Source organism: Streptomyces sp. NPDC044571 (assembly GCF_040647115.1).
GTDB lineage: Bacteria > Actinomycetota > Actinomycetes > Streptomycetales > Streptomycetaceae > Streptomyces.
The window spans coordinates 20,733-34,711 of sequence record NZ_JBEZBN010000041.1; the positions used below are offsets into that span (position 1 = coordinate 20,733).

The window sequence follows — 13,979 nt, forward strand, 5'->3', positions numbered from 1 at the left end:
ACCACCCGCGCCCCCGCCGGAGGCCTACGGCTCGAACTTGTAACCCAAGCCGCGGACCGTGACCAGATAGCGCGGCGCGCCCGGGTCCGGCTCGATCTTGGCGCGCAGGCGCTTTACGTGGACGTCCAGGGTTTTCGTGTCGCCGACGTAGTCCGCGCCCCAGACCCGGTCGATCAGCTGCATGCGGGTCAGCACGCGGCCCGCGTTGCGCAGCAGCATCTCCAGCAGGTCGAACTCCTTCAGCGGGAGGTCCACCTTGGCTCCGGCGACCGTGACCACGTGGCGGTCGACGTCCATCCGTACGGGACCGGCCTCCAGCGCGGCCGGGGTGACCTCTTCCGGCTCTCCGCGGCGGCGCAGGACCGCGCGGATGCGGGCGACCAGCTCCCGCGAGGAGAAGGGCTTCGTGACGTAGTCGTCGGCTCCTATCTCCAGGCCGACGACCTTGTCGATCTCGCTGTCCTTGGCGGTCACCATGATGACGGGGACGTTGGAGCGGCCGCGCAGCTGCCGGCAGACCTCCGTGCCGGGCAGGCCGGGGAGCATCAGGTCGAGGAGGACGAGGTCGGCGCCGTTGCGCTCGAACTCGTCGAGCCCGTCGGGCCCGGTCGCGGCGATGGCGACCTCGAAGCCCTCCTTGCGGAGCATGTAGGACAGGGCGTCGCTGAAGGATTCCTCATCCTCGACGACGAGCACTCGGGTCACGGAAGGACCTCCGGGGCAGGGATGGCTGGTTCTGGTGAGGCGGGTCAGGCAGGGGTCGAGTGGGGGGTGGTGGGGGCCGGGGCGGCGGGCCCGGCGGAGTCGGGGTTCGTGTCCGTACGGGCTTCCGCGTCAGGGGTCCCGGAGTCGTGGGCCTGGGCGCGCGCGCCTGCTTCCGGGAGCCGCAGGGTGAAGGTGGAGCCCTGCCCCTCCGAGCTCCAGACCGACACCTCGCCACCGTGCGAGGCCGCCACGTGTTTGACGATCGCGAGGCCGAGGCCGGTTCCGCCGGTGGCGCGGGAGCGGGCCGGGTCCACACGGTAGAAGCGTTCGAAGATGCGCTCGCGGTCCTTCTCCGGGATGCCGATGCCCTGGTCGGTCACGGCGATCTCGATCAGATCGCCGCCCGGCGCCGACACCCTGCGGCCGGCTATGCCGACGCGGGTGCGGGCGGGACTGTAGTTGACGGCGTTCTCGACCAGGTTCCCGAGGGCTGCCGCGAGCTGTTCGCGGTGGCCCCAGACCCGCAGGTCGGCGGTGCCGCCCGCGGCCATGGTGATCTGCTTCGACGAGGCGGTGTGGCGGCAGCGGTCGATGGCCTCCGCCACGAGGGTGTCCACGCGTACGGGCTCGGCGTCCTCCAGCGGGTCGTCGTTCTGCACCCGGGAGAGGTCGATGAGCTCCTGTACGAGGTTGATCAGGCGGGTGGCCTCGATCTGCATGCGGCCCGCGAAGCGGCTGACCGCCTCGGGGTCGTCCGCGGCGTCCATGACCGCTTCGGAGAGCAGGGAGATCGCGCCGACCGGCGTCTTCAGCTCGTGCGACACGTTCGCGACGAAGTCGCGCCGTACGGCCTCGATGCGGCGGGCCTCGGTGAGGTCCTCGACGAGGAGCAGCACGAGCCGGGAGCCGAGCGGGGCGACGCGGGCCGAGACCGCGAGGGCCTCGCCGCGGCCGGTGCCGCGCCGCGGCAGGTCGAGTTCGACCTGGCGTATCTCCCCGTCGCGGCGGGTGTCGCGGGCCATGTGGAGCATGGGCTCCACGGCCAGCTTCCCGCCGCGGACCAGTCCGAGGGCGTACGCCGCCGAGCTGGCCTTGACCACCGCGTCACCCTCGTCGAGTACGACGGCGGAGGAGCGGAGCACGGACAGGACGGTGTCCACGCCGGGCGGCAGGACCGCATTGATGTCGGGGCGCATGGAGCTCCTGGTGGGGCGGGCCTGGTCGCGCTCGCTCCAGCGGAACGCCAGCATCGCGATGACGCCGGTGCACAGACCGGCGATCGCTGCAGCTGCGGCGACCGCCGCGTTCACGTCCATGCATCCAGGTTAAGCAGGCACGACGGCACTTCCACAGCCGTTCGGGTGGCACCTCGAACAGTCGTCGCCCAGAGTTCACCCTGGGGACGGGGTTGATTCACTTGGGGTGCCGGAGTCGGACGCGTTCGCGTCCGAACGTGTCACCGTGGGGCAGGAGGCCACCCCGGCCCGCCCCCCGGGCACCAGACGCAGTAGGCCAAGAGAGGGACACCCATGCGTGACGCGTACCACGAGGAACTGGACTCGATCGGAGAGAGCCTGGTCGAGATGGCCCGGCTCGTCGGTTCCGCGATCGGGCGGGCCACGACGTCCATGCTCGACGCCGACCTGAAGCTGGCGGAGAGCGTCATCGCCGCCGACCAGAAGGTCGACGACCTCCAGCACGACCTGGAGGCCCGCGCCATCGCGCTGCTGGCCCGCCAGCAGCCGGTCGCCACCGACCTGCGCATCGTGGTGACCTCGCTGCGGATGAGCGCCGACCTGGAGCGCTCGGGCGACCTCGCCCAGCACGTGGCCAAGCTGGCCCGGCTGCGCTTCCCGGACACGGCGGTCCCCCGGGACCTGCACGCGACGATCCTGGAGATGGGGCAGCTGGCGCAGCGCCTGATGGCGAAGGCGGCCGAGGTGATCATCACGAAGGACGTGGACCTGGCGCTCCAGCTGGAGACGGACGACGACGAGATGGACCAGCTGCACCGCACGCTGTTCCAGCACCTGATGGACGACCGCTGGAAGCACGGCATCGAGACGGCGGTCGACGTGACCCTGTTGGGCCGCTACTACGAGCGGTTCGCGGACCATGCGGTGTCGGTGGCCAAGCGCGTGGTCTACCTGGTGACGGGCGAGCACGCGGACGAGCTCCAGCCGCCCACGCAGGTCGAGGGCGTCTGAGCCGTTCTGCCCCAGTGCGCCGTTGACGCGCCGGTGTGGCTGGGCATGAATGGGGCGAAGGCACTCCGCCGCCTGCGAGGAGGAACCATGCCCGATTCCCCCGTCCCCATCACCCCGGAGTACGAGCAGCCGCCGCCGACCCGGCCCGAACCGCTCCGCCTCCCGCTGCTCGCGGCCTGCGGCTGCGGCTCGGGCTGCGGTTGCGGGTGCCAGTCCGGTGCACCATGCCAGTGCGGCGGCTGACCGCCGCCGGCGTGCCGAGGGCCCCGTCCGAAGTGCCGGACGGGGCCCTTTCCGTTCCCCTCCGTCGGGCGGCGGGCGGCGGGCGAGTCCGCCGGCAGGGGCTTTCGCGGTCGGCGCCGCGCGACTTTCACTCGAATGGAGCAACGTGAGGCGCCACCCCCATGGGTGCGGAGGAGCGTGGCTAGTGGCCCACCAGTCAATCCGCGAAAGGGGAAGCAGATGCGTGTTCGACGACTACTGGCCGCTGCCATCGCCGCGGCAGCCCTTGCAGGAGCCGGCCTCACGGGCGCTGCCACCGCTCAGGCCTCCGCGCCCGACATCTCCGGCTACGACTGCACGTACGCCGGAGGAAAAGTCGTGTACTACGGAGATCACAAGTACTGCCAGGGCGGTAAGTACGACGGGTACACCGTCTATTGACCGACCATCGCCAAAGCTCCCACCGGCGGCAACGCCCCACGTGGGGGCTTTGCCCGGAGTGGGTGGCTTCAGCCGGCGTCGCGCGTGTCGTCTGCTGGGGTCGCCCGCTCGTGGAGCGTGCGGGCCGAGTCGGCCGGCGCAGGCTTGAGCAGCATTCGATCGGTCACTGGCGTCGGCGTCGGGGCTTGCCTTCGTTCACAAGGACTCGCCCCGGTCGGAAGTCTCGGCAGGCGCGACCACAGTCGGCACCTGGTCGAGCACATGTCTGATCGCGGCGGCCTGGGCCGGCGGCAGCTTCTAGGATCTGCTGCATGGCAACCCGACTCGTGCAGATCAACATGAAAGCCCAGGACGACTCCGCGCTCGGCCGGTTCTGGGCGCAGGCACTCGGTTGGGGTGTCGACAGCGAGGGACCCGGCGTGACCAACCTCGAACCCGTGGGCTTCGCCTACCCCGACCCCGTGGCCGTCTGCATCGACATCGTCGCCCGCCCGGAACCCAAAACCGTGAAGAACCGCGTGCACCTTGATCTGGCCACCACCTCGACCGCCCATCAAGCGGAGGTGGTCGAGCGCTTGAAGGATCTCGGCGCGACGCTCGCCGACGTGGGGCAGGGCGACGTCCCCTGGACGGTCATGGCCGACCCGGAAGGCAACGAGTTCTGCGTCCTGGAGCCCCGTCCGATCTACCAGGACACCGGGCCGATCGCCGCGGTGGTGGTCGACTGCACCGACCCACGAGGGATGGCCCGGTTCTGGGGCGAGGCGATGGACTGGACGCTGCACGAGGTCACCGACGACCACGCGACCATGCGCTCCGCCAAAGGCGTCGGCCCCTACCTGGAGTTCCTCCGCAACCCCGACACCAAGAGCGTGTGGAACCGCGTCCACCTCGACGTCCGCCCCTACCCCGGAGACGACGTGGCCGCAGAGGCAGCCCGACTGCGCGCCCTGGGCGCCACCGACCCTGATATCGATCAGTCCGTAATCTCCTGGACGGTTCTGGCCGACCCGGAAGGCAACGAGTTCTGCCTCCTCACGCCTCGCTGACCTTGAGCAACGACTCCGACCCAGGGCATGAGAATGCCTCCCACCCGCGCTGTATGCGCACAGGTGGGAGGCATGATCACAACACTTACTTCTTCTTGCCCTGGTTCTTGACGGCCTCGATGGCGGCCGCGGCGGCCTCCGGGTCGAGGTAGGTGCCGCCCGGGGTGAGGGGCTTGAACTCGGCGTCCAGCTCGTAGGAGAGCGGGATGCCGGTCGGGATGTTCAGGCCCGCGATGTCGGCGTCGGAGATGCCGTCCAGGTGCTTGACCAGGGCGCGCAGGGAGTTGCCGTGCGCGGCGACCAGGACCGTGCGACCGGCGAGCAGGTCCGGGACGATGCCGTCGTACCAGTACGGCAGCATGCGGACGACGACGTCCTTGAGGCACTCGGTGCGCGGGCGCAGCTCCGGCGGGATCGTCGCGTAGCGGGCGTCGTCCGACTGGGAGAACTCGGTGCCGTCCTCAAGGGCCGGCGGCGGGGTGTCGTACGAGCGGCGCCACAGCATGAACTGCTCCTCGCCGAACTCCGCGAGGGTCTGGGCCTTGTCCTTGCCCTGGAGGGCGCCGTAGTGGCGCTCGTTCAGGCGCCAGGAGCGGTGGACCGGGATCCAGTGGCGGTCGGCGGCCTCCAGTGCCAGCTGCGCGGTGCGGATCGCGCGCTTCTGGAGCGAGGTGTGCACGACGTCGGGGAGCAGGCCGGCGTCCTTGAGCAGCTCACCGCCGCGGACCGCCTCCTTCTCGCCCTTCTCGTTGAGATTGACGTCCACCCAGCCGGTGAACAGGTTCTTCGCGTTCCACTCGCTCTCGCCGTGGCGGAGGAGGATCAGCTTGTACGGTGCGTCGGCCATGCGTACGAGCCTAATGGACGGGCCGGAGCGCTCGCGCGCGGTGTCCGGGGGGTGGCCGGGCCTCCTTCCGATTGACGCGGCGCGTCAATTCAGTGGCCGTCCGGGGCGCCTGGCCGTACGGTGCGAGGAGCAGGAGAGCCACTTACATCGCCCGGGGGGATTCCGTATGTCCGTTGCCAGTCTGAGACGGGCTGCCCGGGAGAGCGTGTCGGGTCTGCCGCGGGCGTTCTGGTGGCTGTGGGCGAGCACGCTGGTCAACCGGCTCGGGGCCTTCGTCGCCACGTTCATGACCTTGTACCTGACGCTGGAGCGGGGCTACTCGGCCTCCTTCGCGGGACTGGTGGCGGCGCTGCACGGGCTCGGCGGGGTGGTCTCCTCGCTCGCCGCGGGGGTGATGACCGACCGGCTGGGGCGGCGTCCCACGCTGCTGGCGGCCCAGGCCTCGACGGCGTTCTCCGTGGCGCTGCTCGGCTTCATGGAGGATCCGGCGGCGATCGCCGCGGTGGCGCTGCTGGTGGGGCTGACCTCGAACGCCTCACGCCCGGCGGTGCAGGCGATGATGGCGGACATCGTGCCGCCGCAGGACCGGGTACGGGCGTTCTCGCTCAACTACTGGGCGATCAACCTCGGCTTCGCCGTGAGCTCGGCGGCCGCGGGACTGATCGCCCAGTACAGCTACCTGGCCGGGTTCCTGGGCGAGGCGGCGCTGACGCTGGTGTGTGCGGTGCTGGTGTACGTGAAGCTGCCCGAGTCCCGTCCGCAGCGGGGCGCTGCGGAGGCGGCCAAGGCCGGCGTCGCGGACGGCCCCGGGGACCGGACCCGGATGGGGACGGTGCTGCGCGACGGGCGGTTCATGGGGGTGGTCGGGCTGTCGTTCCTGATCTCCATGGTCTTCTCGCAGGGGTTCTACGGCCTGCCGGTCACCATGGGCGCCGCGGGCTTCTCCCCGGCGGACTACGGGCTGGTCATCGCCGTGAACGGCGTGCTGATCGTGCTGCTGCAGATCCCGGTGAGCCACTTCATCGAGCACCGCGATCCGCGCCGCCTGCTGGTCGTCTCGGCGCTGCTGGCGGGGTACGGGTTCGCGCTGACGGCCTTCGCGGGGCCGCTGTGGGCGTACGCCCTGACGGTGTGCGTGTGGACGCTGGCGGAGATCGTGAACTCGCCGACCCAGATGAGCCTGGTCGCGCAGTTGTCCCCGGTGCACGGGCGGGGCCGCTACCAGGGGATGTACACCCTGTCGTGGGCGGTGGCCTCGCTGGTGGCGCCGCTGCTGGCCGGCTTCGTGATCGACCGGTTCGGGGCGGGCTGGCTGTGGGGGTCCACAGGGGTCCTGGGCACGGTGGCGGCGGTGGGCTACTGGCTCCTGATGCGCGGGCTCCCCGCGGCCGAGGACCTCCCTGCGGGTGGCGCCGTACCCGCCGTACCCGAGGGTGGCGCCCGCTCCGAGGAGGAAACGGCTCCCGCGGCGGCGGCCGCGGCGCCCGCTGTCGCCGGCGCGGAGGCCCCGGCCCAGGTCCAGGCCTAAGGCTGCGGCTGAGCCTCGGGCTTTGCCTCGGGCTCGGCCCCGGCCTCGGCCGACGGCCTGGTCAGGTGCCTGAAGGCGTCCAGGTTGCGGGTGGACTCGCCCCGGGAGACGCGCCACGCGTACTCGCGCTTGATCGCACCCGCGAAGCCCAGCTCCAGCAGGGTGTTGAACGCCCCGTCCGCCGCCTCCAGGACCGTGCCGAGCAGCCGGTCCAGCTCCTCCGGGGTGACCACGGACAGCGGCAGGCGGCCCGTCAGGTAGATGTCGCCGAGGCGGTCCACCGCGTAGCTCAGCCCGTACAGCTTGAGGTTGCGCTCCAGCAGCCAGCGGTGGACCCCGGCCTCGTTCTCGTCGGGGTGGCGGATCACGAAGGCGTTGACCGACAGCGAGTGCCGGCCGATCCGCAGCGAGCAGGTGGTGGACAGCTTGCGGTTGCCGGGGAGCTGGACGACGTACGCGCCCGGCTCGGGGCACTCCCAGCTCAGCTCGGCGCCGCTCAGCGTGGCCTCGATGATCTCCGCGGTGTCAGCCATGGTGGGAGCGTACGCGACGGCGATGATCATGCATGGCCGCGGTGTACACGTCGGCCGTGCCGCTCGCGGCCGTCTCCCAGCCGAAGAACTGCGCGTGCCGCGCCGCCTCGCCGCCCATGCGCTCGGTGAGCGCCGGGTCGTCCACGAAACGCCGCAGCTCACGGGCGTAGTCCACCGGGTCGTGTCCCGGTACGAGGATGCCGGTGACGCCGTCGTTGACGGCGACCGGCAGTCCGCCGACCTCGGCGGCCAGCACCGGCGTGCCGGTGGCCTGGGCCTCGATCGCGACGAGCCCGAACGACTCGCTGTACGAGGGCATCACCAGCACCGACGCCGCCCGGAACCAGTCGGCGAGCCGGTCCTGGGCGACGGGCGGGTGGAAGTGCACGAGGTCGGTGATGCCGAGCTTCGCGGCGAGTTTCTGCAGGCCCTCCGGCTTGGCGAGGCCGCTTCCGCTCGGGCCGCCGACGACGGGGACGAACAGGCGGTGGCGCAGCGAGGGGTCGCGGTCGACCAGCTCGGCGACGGCGCGCAGCAGCAGGTCGGGGGCCTTGAGGGGCTGGATCCGTCCGGCGAAGAGCGGGATGACGGCGTCCTGGGGCAGGCCGAGGCGGGCGCGGGCGGCGGCCCGGCCGTCGGCGACGGCGAAGCGGTCGAGGTTCACGCCGGGGTGGACGACGGCGACCTTGCCGGGGTCGGCGTCGTAGTGGCGGACGAGCTCCTCGGCCTCCTCGGTGGTGTTGGCGATCAGGCGGTCGGCGGCGGCCACGATCTGGGTCTCGCCGATGACGCGGGCGGCCGGTTCGGGCGTGTCGCCCTCGGCGAGCGCCGCGTTCTTGACCTTGGCCATGGTGTGCATGGCGTGGACGAGGGGGACGCCCCAGCGCTCGGCGGCGAGCCAGCCCACGTGCCCGGAGAGCCAGTAGTGGGAGTGGACGAGGTCGTAGTAGCCGGGGCGGTGGCCGGCCCAGGCCTGCATCACGCCGTGGGTGAAGGCGCACAGCTGGGCGGGGAGGTCCTCCTTGGCGAGGCCTTCGTAGGGGCCCGCGTCCACGTGCCGGACGAGGACGCCGGGGGCCAGCTCGACCACCGGCGGCAGCCCGCCCTCGCTGGCCCGGGTGAAGATCTCGACCTCGATGTTGATCGCGGCGAGCCGCTTGGCGAGCTCCACGATGTAGACGTTCATACCGCCGGCGTCGCCGGTGCCCGGCTGGTGCAGCGGTGAGGTGTGCACGCTGAGCATGGCCACGCGGCGCGGCTTGCGGTGGTGGCCGACGGCGGGAAGGCGCAGGCGGGGCGGGTCGTGGCGGGCGCTGCGGGCGGACGCGATCCGGCCGCCGAGGCTGCCGCCGATGCGGGACACGTACTGGCTCAAGGGAGCAGTTCCTCTCGCTCGGACGACATGCGGATGGCGGGGCGGACGGGCATGGCGGCGGGAGCGCGCTCGGCACCCGCCAAGGAGTGCAACCCGAACGGCAGTGCCCCGCATTCCGGGGCATCCGCTTTTTTCCTCGTGGGCCGCCCGGTTTTTCTCCGGCGGGGGCGCTCCGCTTACCCTCGCCCCATGTCCTCCCGTTCCGTTCCGCCCCCTGGTCGTGCCGTCGCCGCCGGCCGGACCGGCCGCCCCGTGGGGACGGTGACGCGCGGGACGACGAACCCGAACCGCCTGCGCCGGATGGACCGCTGGATCGCGGCCGCGCACGGGGCGGCGCTGCGGCGCGCGCAGGCGCCGGTGGCGGTGGACCTGGGCTACGGGGCGGCGCCGTGGACGGCGGTGGAGCTGCTGGCCCGGCTGCGGGAGGCGGCGCCGCGGGTGCGGGTGGTCGGCATCGAGATCGAGCCGGCCCGGGTCGCGGGCGCCAAGCCGTACGAGTGCGAGGGGCTGAGCTTCCGGCACGGCGGCTTCGAGGTGCCGCTGGACGGCGGTGCGCGCCCGGCGCTGATCCGCGCGGCGAACGTACTGCGCCAGTACGACGAGGAGCAGGTGGCGGCGATCTGGGAGCGGCTGTGCGGGCGGCTGGCCCCGGAGGGGCTGCTCGTGGAGGGGACCTGTGACGAGATCGGGCGGCGGCACGTGTGGGTGGCGCTGGGGCCGGAGGGGCCGCGGACGGTGACGTTCGCGACCCGGCTGGGCTCGCTGGAGCGCCCCTCGGACCTGGCGGAGCGGCTGCCGAAGGCGCTGATCCACCGGAACGTTCCGGGCGAACCGGTGTACGCGTTCCTGCGCGACTTCGACCGGGCGTGGGCGGCGGCGGCTCCGTACGCCTCGTACGGGGCGCGGCAGCGCTGGATCCGTACGGCCCGGGCACTGTCGGGCGACTGGCCGCTGGCGGACGGGCCGGGGCGGTGGCGGCAGGGGGAACTGACGGTGCGCTGGGAGGCGTTGCGTCCGGCGGGGTGAATGTGGCGCAGCGGGGGAACCGGTAGTCGGGGCGGCCCGTTGAGTCGTCGGGGTCGTGTGTGGAGGACTGGTTCGGCTGGGCAAGGGTGTTGGATTTCACGGACTCGTGGCACCATCCCGAAGGCAGTGAATGTTACTGATGGATAGTCAGATCTGATGTCGGATCCGACTCGGGCCACCTGGGGGGACCATGGCGACCGTGGAGCGCAGGCGATGGAGGGGCAGGACCGCTCTCACGCTGCTGTGCGCGTCGGCGCTGCTCGCGGTGTCGGGGGTGCTGGGTGCGCCGGGAGCCGCGCATGCGGCGCCGCTGCCCGAGCCGGGCGCCACGTCCCTTGAGCAGGTACGCAAGGAGATCGACGAGCTCTACCGGCAGGCGGGCACGGCGACGGACGCCTACAACCTCGCGGAGAGCGAGGCCAAGGCCCAGTCCGCCAAGATCGTCGAGATCGCCAAGCAGGTCGTCGCGGGCCAGGATCGGATCACGGCCCTGAAGAACCGCGCGGGCGCCGCCGCGCGCGCCCAGTACCGCTCGGGCGGGATGCCGGCCGGCGCCCAGCTGGCGCTGAGCGGGAGCCCCAGTCAGTTCCTCGACGGGACCGACCGGTTGCGGCAGGGCGCGAAGGCGACCACGGACCTGCTCGCCGAAATGAACCGCACCCAGGGCGCATTGCAGCAGTACGCGAAGGACGCGAGCGAGCAGTGGCAGAAGCTCGAAGCCAACCGGGTCAAGCAGGCGGCCTCGAAGAAGGAGGTAGAGGACAAGATCAAGGCGGCCGAGGAGCTGGAGAGCAAGCTGCAGGCCGAGGAGAAGGCCCGGCTGCTCCAGCTGGAGCACGACGCGCAGTACAAGGCGCAGGCGGCATGGCTCTCGACCGGCGTGCTGAAGGAGCTCAACGCCTCGGCGTCCGAATCGGGCCGCAAGGCGGTGCAGTTCGCCGCCGCGCAGGTCGGCAAGCCGTACGTGTGGGGCGCCGAGGGTCCGGCCGCCTTCGACTGCTCCGGTCTGACCTCCCAGGCGTGGCTGTCGGCGGGGAAGGCGATTCCGCGCACCTCGCAGGAGCAGTTGCGGCTGCTGCCGAAGGTGGCCCTCAAGGACATGCGGCCCGGCGATCTGATCATCTACTTCGACGACGCGAGCCACGTCGCCCTGTACGTGGGTGACGGCGCGATCATCCACGCCCCGCGACCCGGCCGCAACGTCACCCTCGCAGGAGCCGGCTCGATGCCGATCAAGGCGGTCGTCCGCCCGGACGCCTAGCAGCCGCCCGCCCGCGCCGACGGGCGGCCGCCGCCCGTCGGTGGGACGTGCAGCCGCCCGCGCCTCCGCGCCCGCGGCGGCGGGGACCCGGAGGGAACCGGTCACCCGGCGGCGACGTCTCGTCAGGCGGGACTGCGACCCGGCTCACCGTGACGTTGGTCATGCGGTGAGACGGACTTTCCCCCGCGATAACGGCATATGCCGGCGGCCTTGGCCCAGAACGCCATTCCGCTCGCCCAGGACGGACCGCTAGGGTCGGCGCACGAGCGCACCCTCGGGGGGAGGGAAGGAACCGGAGACGATGCCCGTACCCGTACCGCGGCAGAGGGACATCCCCCTCCCGGAGGCCCCCGCCACGGAGAGCGGTCAGCCCGCAGCCCCCACCGCCGCACCACAGGCATCCCCACAGGCATCCCTGACCCTGCTGGTGATCGAGGACGACCCCGCGGGCGGTCTCACCGTCCCGGAGATCCTCGACGCCGACCGCCACCGCATCCGGCTCCGCACGGCCCGCAACCTCACCGAGGCCGCCCGCCTGCTCACCCCCGACGTCCACTGCATCCTGCTGGACCTCGCCCTCGCCGACGCGCAGGGCGGCAGCCGTACGGCGGCGTCCGGCGGCGCCACCGCCACCCGCGACCCCGCCGCCGACCAGCTCGCCACCCTCCACCAAGTGCTGCGCATGGCGCCCCGGCACGCGGTCCTCGTCATGACCGCCGAGGCCGACGCCGAGCGCGGCGCCGAGGCCGTACGGGTCGGCGCGCAGGACTTCCTCTTCCGCGACGAGCTCGACGGCAGGCTGCTGAGCCGGGCCATCCGCTACGCGGTGGAGAGAAAACGGGCCGACATCGCCCAGTACAAGCTTGCAGAATCGAAACTGCGGGCCCAGGAGAACGCCCGTCTGGAGCGCGGACTGCTCCCGACGCCCCTCCTCGAAGGCTCCGACCTCCGCTTCGCCGCCCGCTACCGGCCCGGCCGCAGCCGCGCCCTCCTCGGCGGGGACTTCTACGACACCGTGCGCACCCCCGACGGCACGGTCCACGCCATGATCGGCGACGTCTGCGGCCACGGCCCGGACGAGGCCGCCCTCGGCGTCGAGCTGCGCATCGCCTGGCGGGCGCTGACCCTCGCGGGGCTGTGCGGTGACGACCTGCTGGCCACCCTCCAGGAGGTCCTGGAGGTGGAGCGCCCCTGCGAGGAGATCTTCGCGACGCTCTGCACGGTGGACATCAGCCCCGACGGCCGGCGGGCGGGCCTGTGCCTGGCCGGGCATCCCGCCCCGCTGGTGTCCCGGCCGGGGCGGCCCGCGCGGCTCCTCCCGTACGAGAACAGCGGCCCGGCGCTGGGGCTGCTGCCCAAGGCCCGCTGGCCGCGCCGCCAGGTCGAGCTGGGCGGGACCTGGAGCCTGATGCTCTACACCGACGGGCTGATCGAGGGCCGCATCGGCGAGGGCAGGGAACGGCTCGGCCAGGACGGGATGGTCGAGATGATCAACCGCCACCTGGACCGCGGGCTGAGCGGCGAGGGCCTGCTGGAGGCATCCGTCACCGAGGCCCGCCGGCTCAACGGGGGCGAGCTCACCGACGACGTGGCGGTGGTCCTGCTCTCGCGCAACGAGAGCTGAGGCCGGGCCCGGCGGGCACCGTCACGCGGCGCCGTCACAGCCCGCGCCACAGGACACGCCACCGGCCGCTGCTGCGGCGCCGGCTACCGGCCGCCGTTGTACGGCCCGTACGGGCCGTCACTGCTGCTGCCGCCCCGGCGGCGGCCGCCACCCGAGACCTGCTTGAGGGCGGGGCGGACGTCCACGAAGAACACGATGGTGGCCACGAGACCGGCGATCTGCAGGAACAGCATGCTCGCCAGGAAGAAGTCCACGAGGACCGTGACGCCGAGGATGACCAGCCAGAACGTCTTGCTCTGCTTGTCGGCGGCCCGGTACGCGTCCTCCCGCGCCACCAGCGCGAGGACGAAGGCCACCACGGCGAGCGCCAGCATGGCGAACCCGAGCAACGGGAGGACCCCGTTATCGAACCCGTTCATCAACATCGCCTCGACCGCCTTCTCCCGCTGGCCCGTCTTCTGCCGCCTGACTCCACGCTACCCGCAGAGCCGCCCCCCACCGCGTCCAACGGGCCGGACACCCCACCGGTGTCCGGCCCGCCGTCCCGGGATGCGTACGCGTCCTGCGCGTCAGCGCGTCCTATGCGTCCTTCCGGATCAGCTCTCCTCGCCCGGCGTGCCGGCGGACTTCCGCGGGCCGCTCTTGCGCGCCGGGGTCTTGCGCGCGGCCGGTACGCCCTCGGACTCCGCCGCGGGGGCCGCCGCGGCGGTCTCGGGCTGCGGGTCCGGCTCCACGGCGACGGCGATGTCGACGATCTCCTCGGAGACCCCGCCCCGCCAGGCCCGTACGGCCTGCTCACCGTGCTCGGCGACCTTGTCGTAGGTCTCCTTGGCGAGCACCGCGTACTCGGCGGCCACGCCGACCCCGCGCAGCGCCAGGTCCTGCGCGGTCTCCCCGAGCTTCTTCGGGTCGATCGCGCCGAGCACCTCGGCGAACTTGGCGGTGACCGCCTCCTGCGCCTCCTTGGCCTTCTCCTGGACGATCTTCGGGTCGGTGTTCATCACGGCCTCGATGCGCGCGGGCGCCTCGGCGCGCAGCTGCTCGATGAGGCCGGGCACCTTCTTGGCCTGCTGCACCGCGAGATCGGCGGTGCCGGCGGCGAAGTAGAGCGGGGTCGGGTCGGTGAGGGTCTTCTTCAGGTCATCGGCGATGGCCATGGGG

The 13,979-nt window shown here is 72.2% G+C and carries 14 protein-coding genes; 7 read left to right on the top strand and 7 right to left on the bottom strand.

Features of this window, described 5'->3' with window-relative positions; translation table 11 throughout:
* Window positions 1–24: 24 nt before the first annotated feature.
* Together AB0B01_RS21695 and AB0B01_RS21700 are read right to left on the bottom strand one after the other, a co-directional pair.
* Window positions 25–705, bottom strand: coding sequence for a response regulator transcription factor (locus tag AB0B01_RS21695; RefSeq protein ID WP_007265514.1), 681 nt, complete (start codon window positions 703–705; stop codon window positions 25–27).
* A 44-nt stretch (window positions 706–749) separates the two neighbouring features.
* A complete protein-coding gene (locus AB0B01_RS21700; RefSeq protein ID WP_361721408.1) occupies window positions 750–2,021 on the bottom strand; it encodes an ATP-binding protein in 1,272 nt (423 codons plus the stop codon).
* A 213-nt stretch (window positions 2,022–2,234) separates the two neighbouring features.
* On the opposite strand from AB0B01_RS21700, the gene phoU reads away from it, so the two are divergent.
* The 3 genes from phoU to AB0B01_RS21715 all read left to right on the top strand — a co-directional run bounded on the left by phoU (window position 2,235) and on the right by AB0B01_RS21715 (window position 4,624).
* Window positions 2,235–2,912, top strand: coding sequence for a phosphate signaling complex protein PhoU (phoU, locus tag AB0B01_RS21705; RefSeq protein WP_361721411.1), 678 nt, complete (start codon window positions 2,235–2,237; stop codon window positions 2,910–2,912).
* A gap of 462 nt (window positions 2,913–3,374) precedes the next feature.
* Window positions 3,375–3,575, top strand: coding sequence for a hypothetical protein (locus tag AB0B01_RS21710; protein ID WP_361721414.1), 201 nt, complete (start codon window positions 3,375–3,377; stop codon window positions 3,573–3,575).
* A gap of 311 nt (window positions 3,576–3,886) precedes the next feature.
* On the top strand, window positions 3,887–4,624 hold the full coding sequence (locus AB0B01_RS21715) for a VOC family protein (protein WP_361721417.1): 738 nt from the start codon (window positions 3,887–3,889) through the stop codon (window positions 4,622–4,624).
* Between the two features lie 85 nt (window positions 4,625–4,709).
* On the opposite strand, the gene AB0B01_RS21720 is transcribed toward AB0B01_RS21715, so the two are convergent.
* Window positions 4,710–5,471 carry a phosphoglyceromutase gene (locus tag AB0B01_RS21720; protein ID WP_361721420.1) on the bottom strand — a complete coding sequence of 254 codons (762 nt, stop codon included), beginning with the start codon at window positions 5,469–5,471 and terminating at the stop codon, window positions 4,710–4,712.
* A gap of 166 nt (window positions 5,472–5,637) precedes the next feature.
* Between AB0B01_RS21720 and AB0B01_RS21725 the strand changes: the two genes are divergently transcribed.
* Window positions 5,638–6,999, top strand: coding sequence for an MFS transporter (locus AB0B01_RS21725; RefSeq protein WP_361721423.1), 1,362 nt, complete (start codon window positions 5,638–5,640; stop codon window positions 6,997–6,999).
* Here the strand turns inward: AB0B01_RS21725 and AB0B01_RS21730 are convergent.
* Together AB0B01_RS21730 and mshA are read right to left on the bottom strand one after the other, a co-directional pair.
* Window positions 6,996–7,532 (bottom strand): YbjN domain-containing protein, encoded by a 537-nt coding sequence (locus AB0B01_RS21730; RefSeq protein ID WP_361721426.1) that lies wholly within the window; start codon window positions 7,530–7,532, stop codon window positions 6,996–6,998. The genes AB0B01_RS21725 and AB0B01_RS21730 overlap by 4 nt on opposite strands.
* Complete coding sequence (mshA, locus tag AB0B01_RS21735) at window positions 7,525–8,862, bottom strand: D-inositol-3-phosphate glycosyltransferase (RefSeq protein ID WP_361721526.1); 1,338 nt, start codon at window positions 8,860–8,862, stop codon at window positions 7,525–7,527. The genes AB0B01_RS21730 and mshA overlap by 8 nt, the downstream gene beginning before the upstream one ends.
* A 234-nt stretch (window positions 8,863–9,096) precedes the next feature.
* Between mshA and AB0B01_RS21740 the strand changes: the two genes are divergently transcribed.
* From AB0B01_RS21740 to AB0B01_RS21750, 3 genes are all read left to right on the top strand, one after another.
* On the top strand, window positions 9,097–9,933 hold the full coding sequence (locus tag AB0B01_RS21740) for a class I SAM-dependent methyltransferase (RefSeq protein WP_361721429.1): 837 nt from the start codon (window positions 9,097–9,099) through the stop codon (window positions 9,931–9,933).
* 190 nt (window positions 9,934–10,123) lie between these two features.
* Entirely contained in the window at window positions 10,124–11,194 is a 1,071-nt protein-coding gene (locus AB0B01_RS21745) for an NlpC/P60 family protein (protein WP_361721432.1), read from the top strand.
* A 301-nt stretch (window positions 11,195–11,495) separates the two neighbouring features.
* Window positions 11,496–12,818 carry a fused response regulator/phosphatase gene (locus AB0B01_RS21750; RefSeq protein ID WP_361721435.1) on the top strand — a complete coding sequence of 441 codons (1,323 nt, stop codon included), beginning with the start codon at window positions 11,496–11,498 and terminating at the stop codon, window positions 12,816–12,818.
* An 83-nt stretch (window positions 12,819–12,901) separates the two neighbouring features.
* Here the strand turns inward: AB0B01_RS21750 and AB0B01_RS21755 are convergent, their stop codons facing one another.
* Complete coding sequence (locus AB0B01_RS21755; RefSeq protein WP_356849591.1) at window positions 12,902–13,243, bottom strand: DUF2516 family protein; 342 nt, start codon at window positions 13,241–13,243, stop codon at window positions 12,902–12,904.
* Between the two features lie 171 nt (window positions 13,244–13,414).
* A complete protein-coding gene (locus AB0B01_RS21760; RefSeq protein WP_361721439.1) occupies window positions 13,415–13,975 on the bottom strand; it encodes a hypothetical protein in 561 nt (186 codons plus the stop codon).
* Between the last annotated feature and the right edge of the window lie 4 nt (window positions 13,976–13,979).

What these genes read in the sequence shown, in the direction of transcription:
- AB0B01_RS21715 (WP_361721417.1), top strand. Translation starts at nt 3,887, where the DNA reads ATGGCAACCCGACTCGTGCAGATCAACATGAAAGCCCAGGACGACTCC.
- phoU (WP_361721411.1), top strand. Translation starts at nt 2,235, where the DNA reads ATGCGTGACGCGTACCACGAGGAACTGGACTCGATCGGAGAGAGCCTG.
- AB0B01_RS21745 (WP_361721432.1), top strand. Translation starts at nt 10,124, where the DNA reads ATGGCGACCGTGGAGCGCAGGCGATGGAGGGGCAGGACCGCTCTCACG.
- AB0B01_RS21700 (WP_361721408.1), bottom strand. Translation starts at nt 2,021, where the DNA reads ATGGACGTGAACGCGGCGGTCGCCGCAGCTGCAGCGATCGCCGGTCTG.
- AB0B01_RS21730 (WP_361721426.1), bottom strand. Translation starts at nt 7,532, where the DNA reads ATGGCTGACACCGCGGAGATCATCGAGGCCACGCTGAGCGGCGCCGAG.
- AB0B01_RS21760 (WP_361721439.1), bottom strand. Translation starts at nt 13,975, where the DNA reads ATGGCCATCGCCGATGACCTGAAGAAGACCCTCACCGACCCGACCCCG.
- AB0B01_RS21740 (WP_361721429.1), top strand. Translation starts at nt 9,097, where the DNA reads ATGTCCTCCCGTTCCGTTCCGCCCCCTGGTCGTGCCGTCGCCGCCGGC.
- AB0B01_RS21710 (WP_361721414.1), top strand. Translation starts at nt 3,375, where the DNA reads ATGCGTGTTCGACGACTACTGGCCGCTGCCATCGCCGCGGCAGCCCTT.
- AB0B01_RS21755 (WP_356849591.1), bottom strand. Translation starts at nt 13,243, where the DNA reads ATGTTGATGAACGGGTTCGATAACGGGGTCCTCCCGTTGCTCGGGTTC.
- AB0B01_RS21750 (WP_361721435.1), top strand. Translation starts at nt 11,496, where the DNA reads ATGCCCGTACCCGTACCGCGGCAGAGGGACATCCCCCTCCCGGAGGCC.
- AB0B01_RS21720 (WP_361721420.1), bottom strand. Translation starts at nt 5,471, where the DNA reads ATGGCCGACGCACCGTACAAGCTGATCCTCCTCCGCCACGGCGAGAGC.
- AB0B01_RS21725 (WP_361721423.1), top strand. Translation starts at nt 5,638, where the DNA reads ATGTCCGTTGCCAGTCTGAGACGGGCTGCCCGGGAGAGCGTGTCGGGT.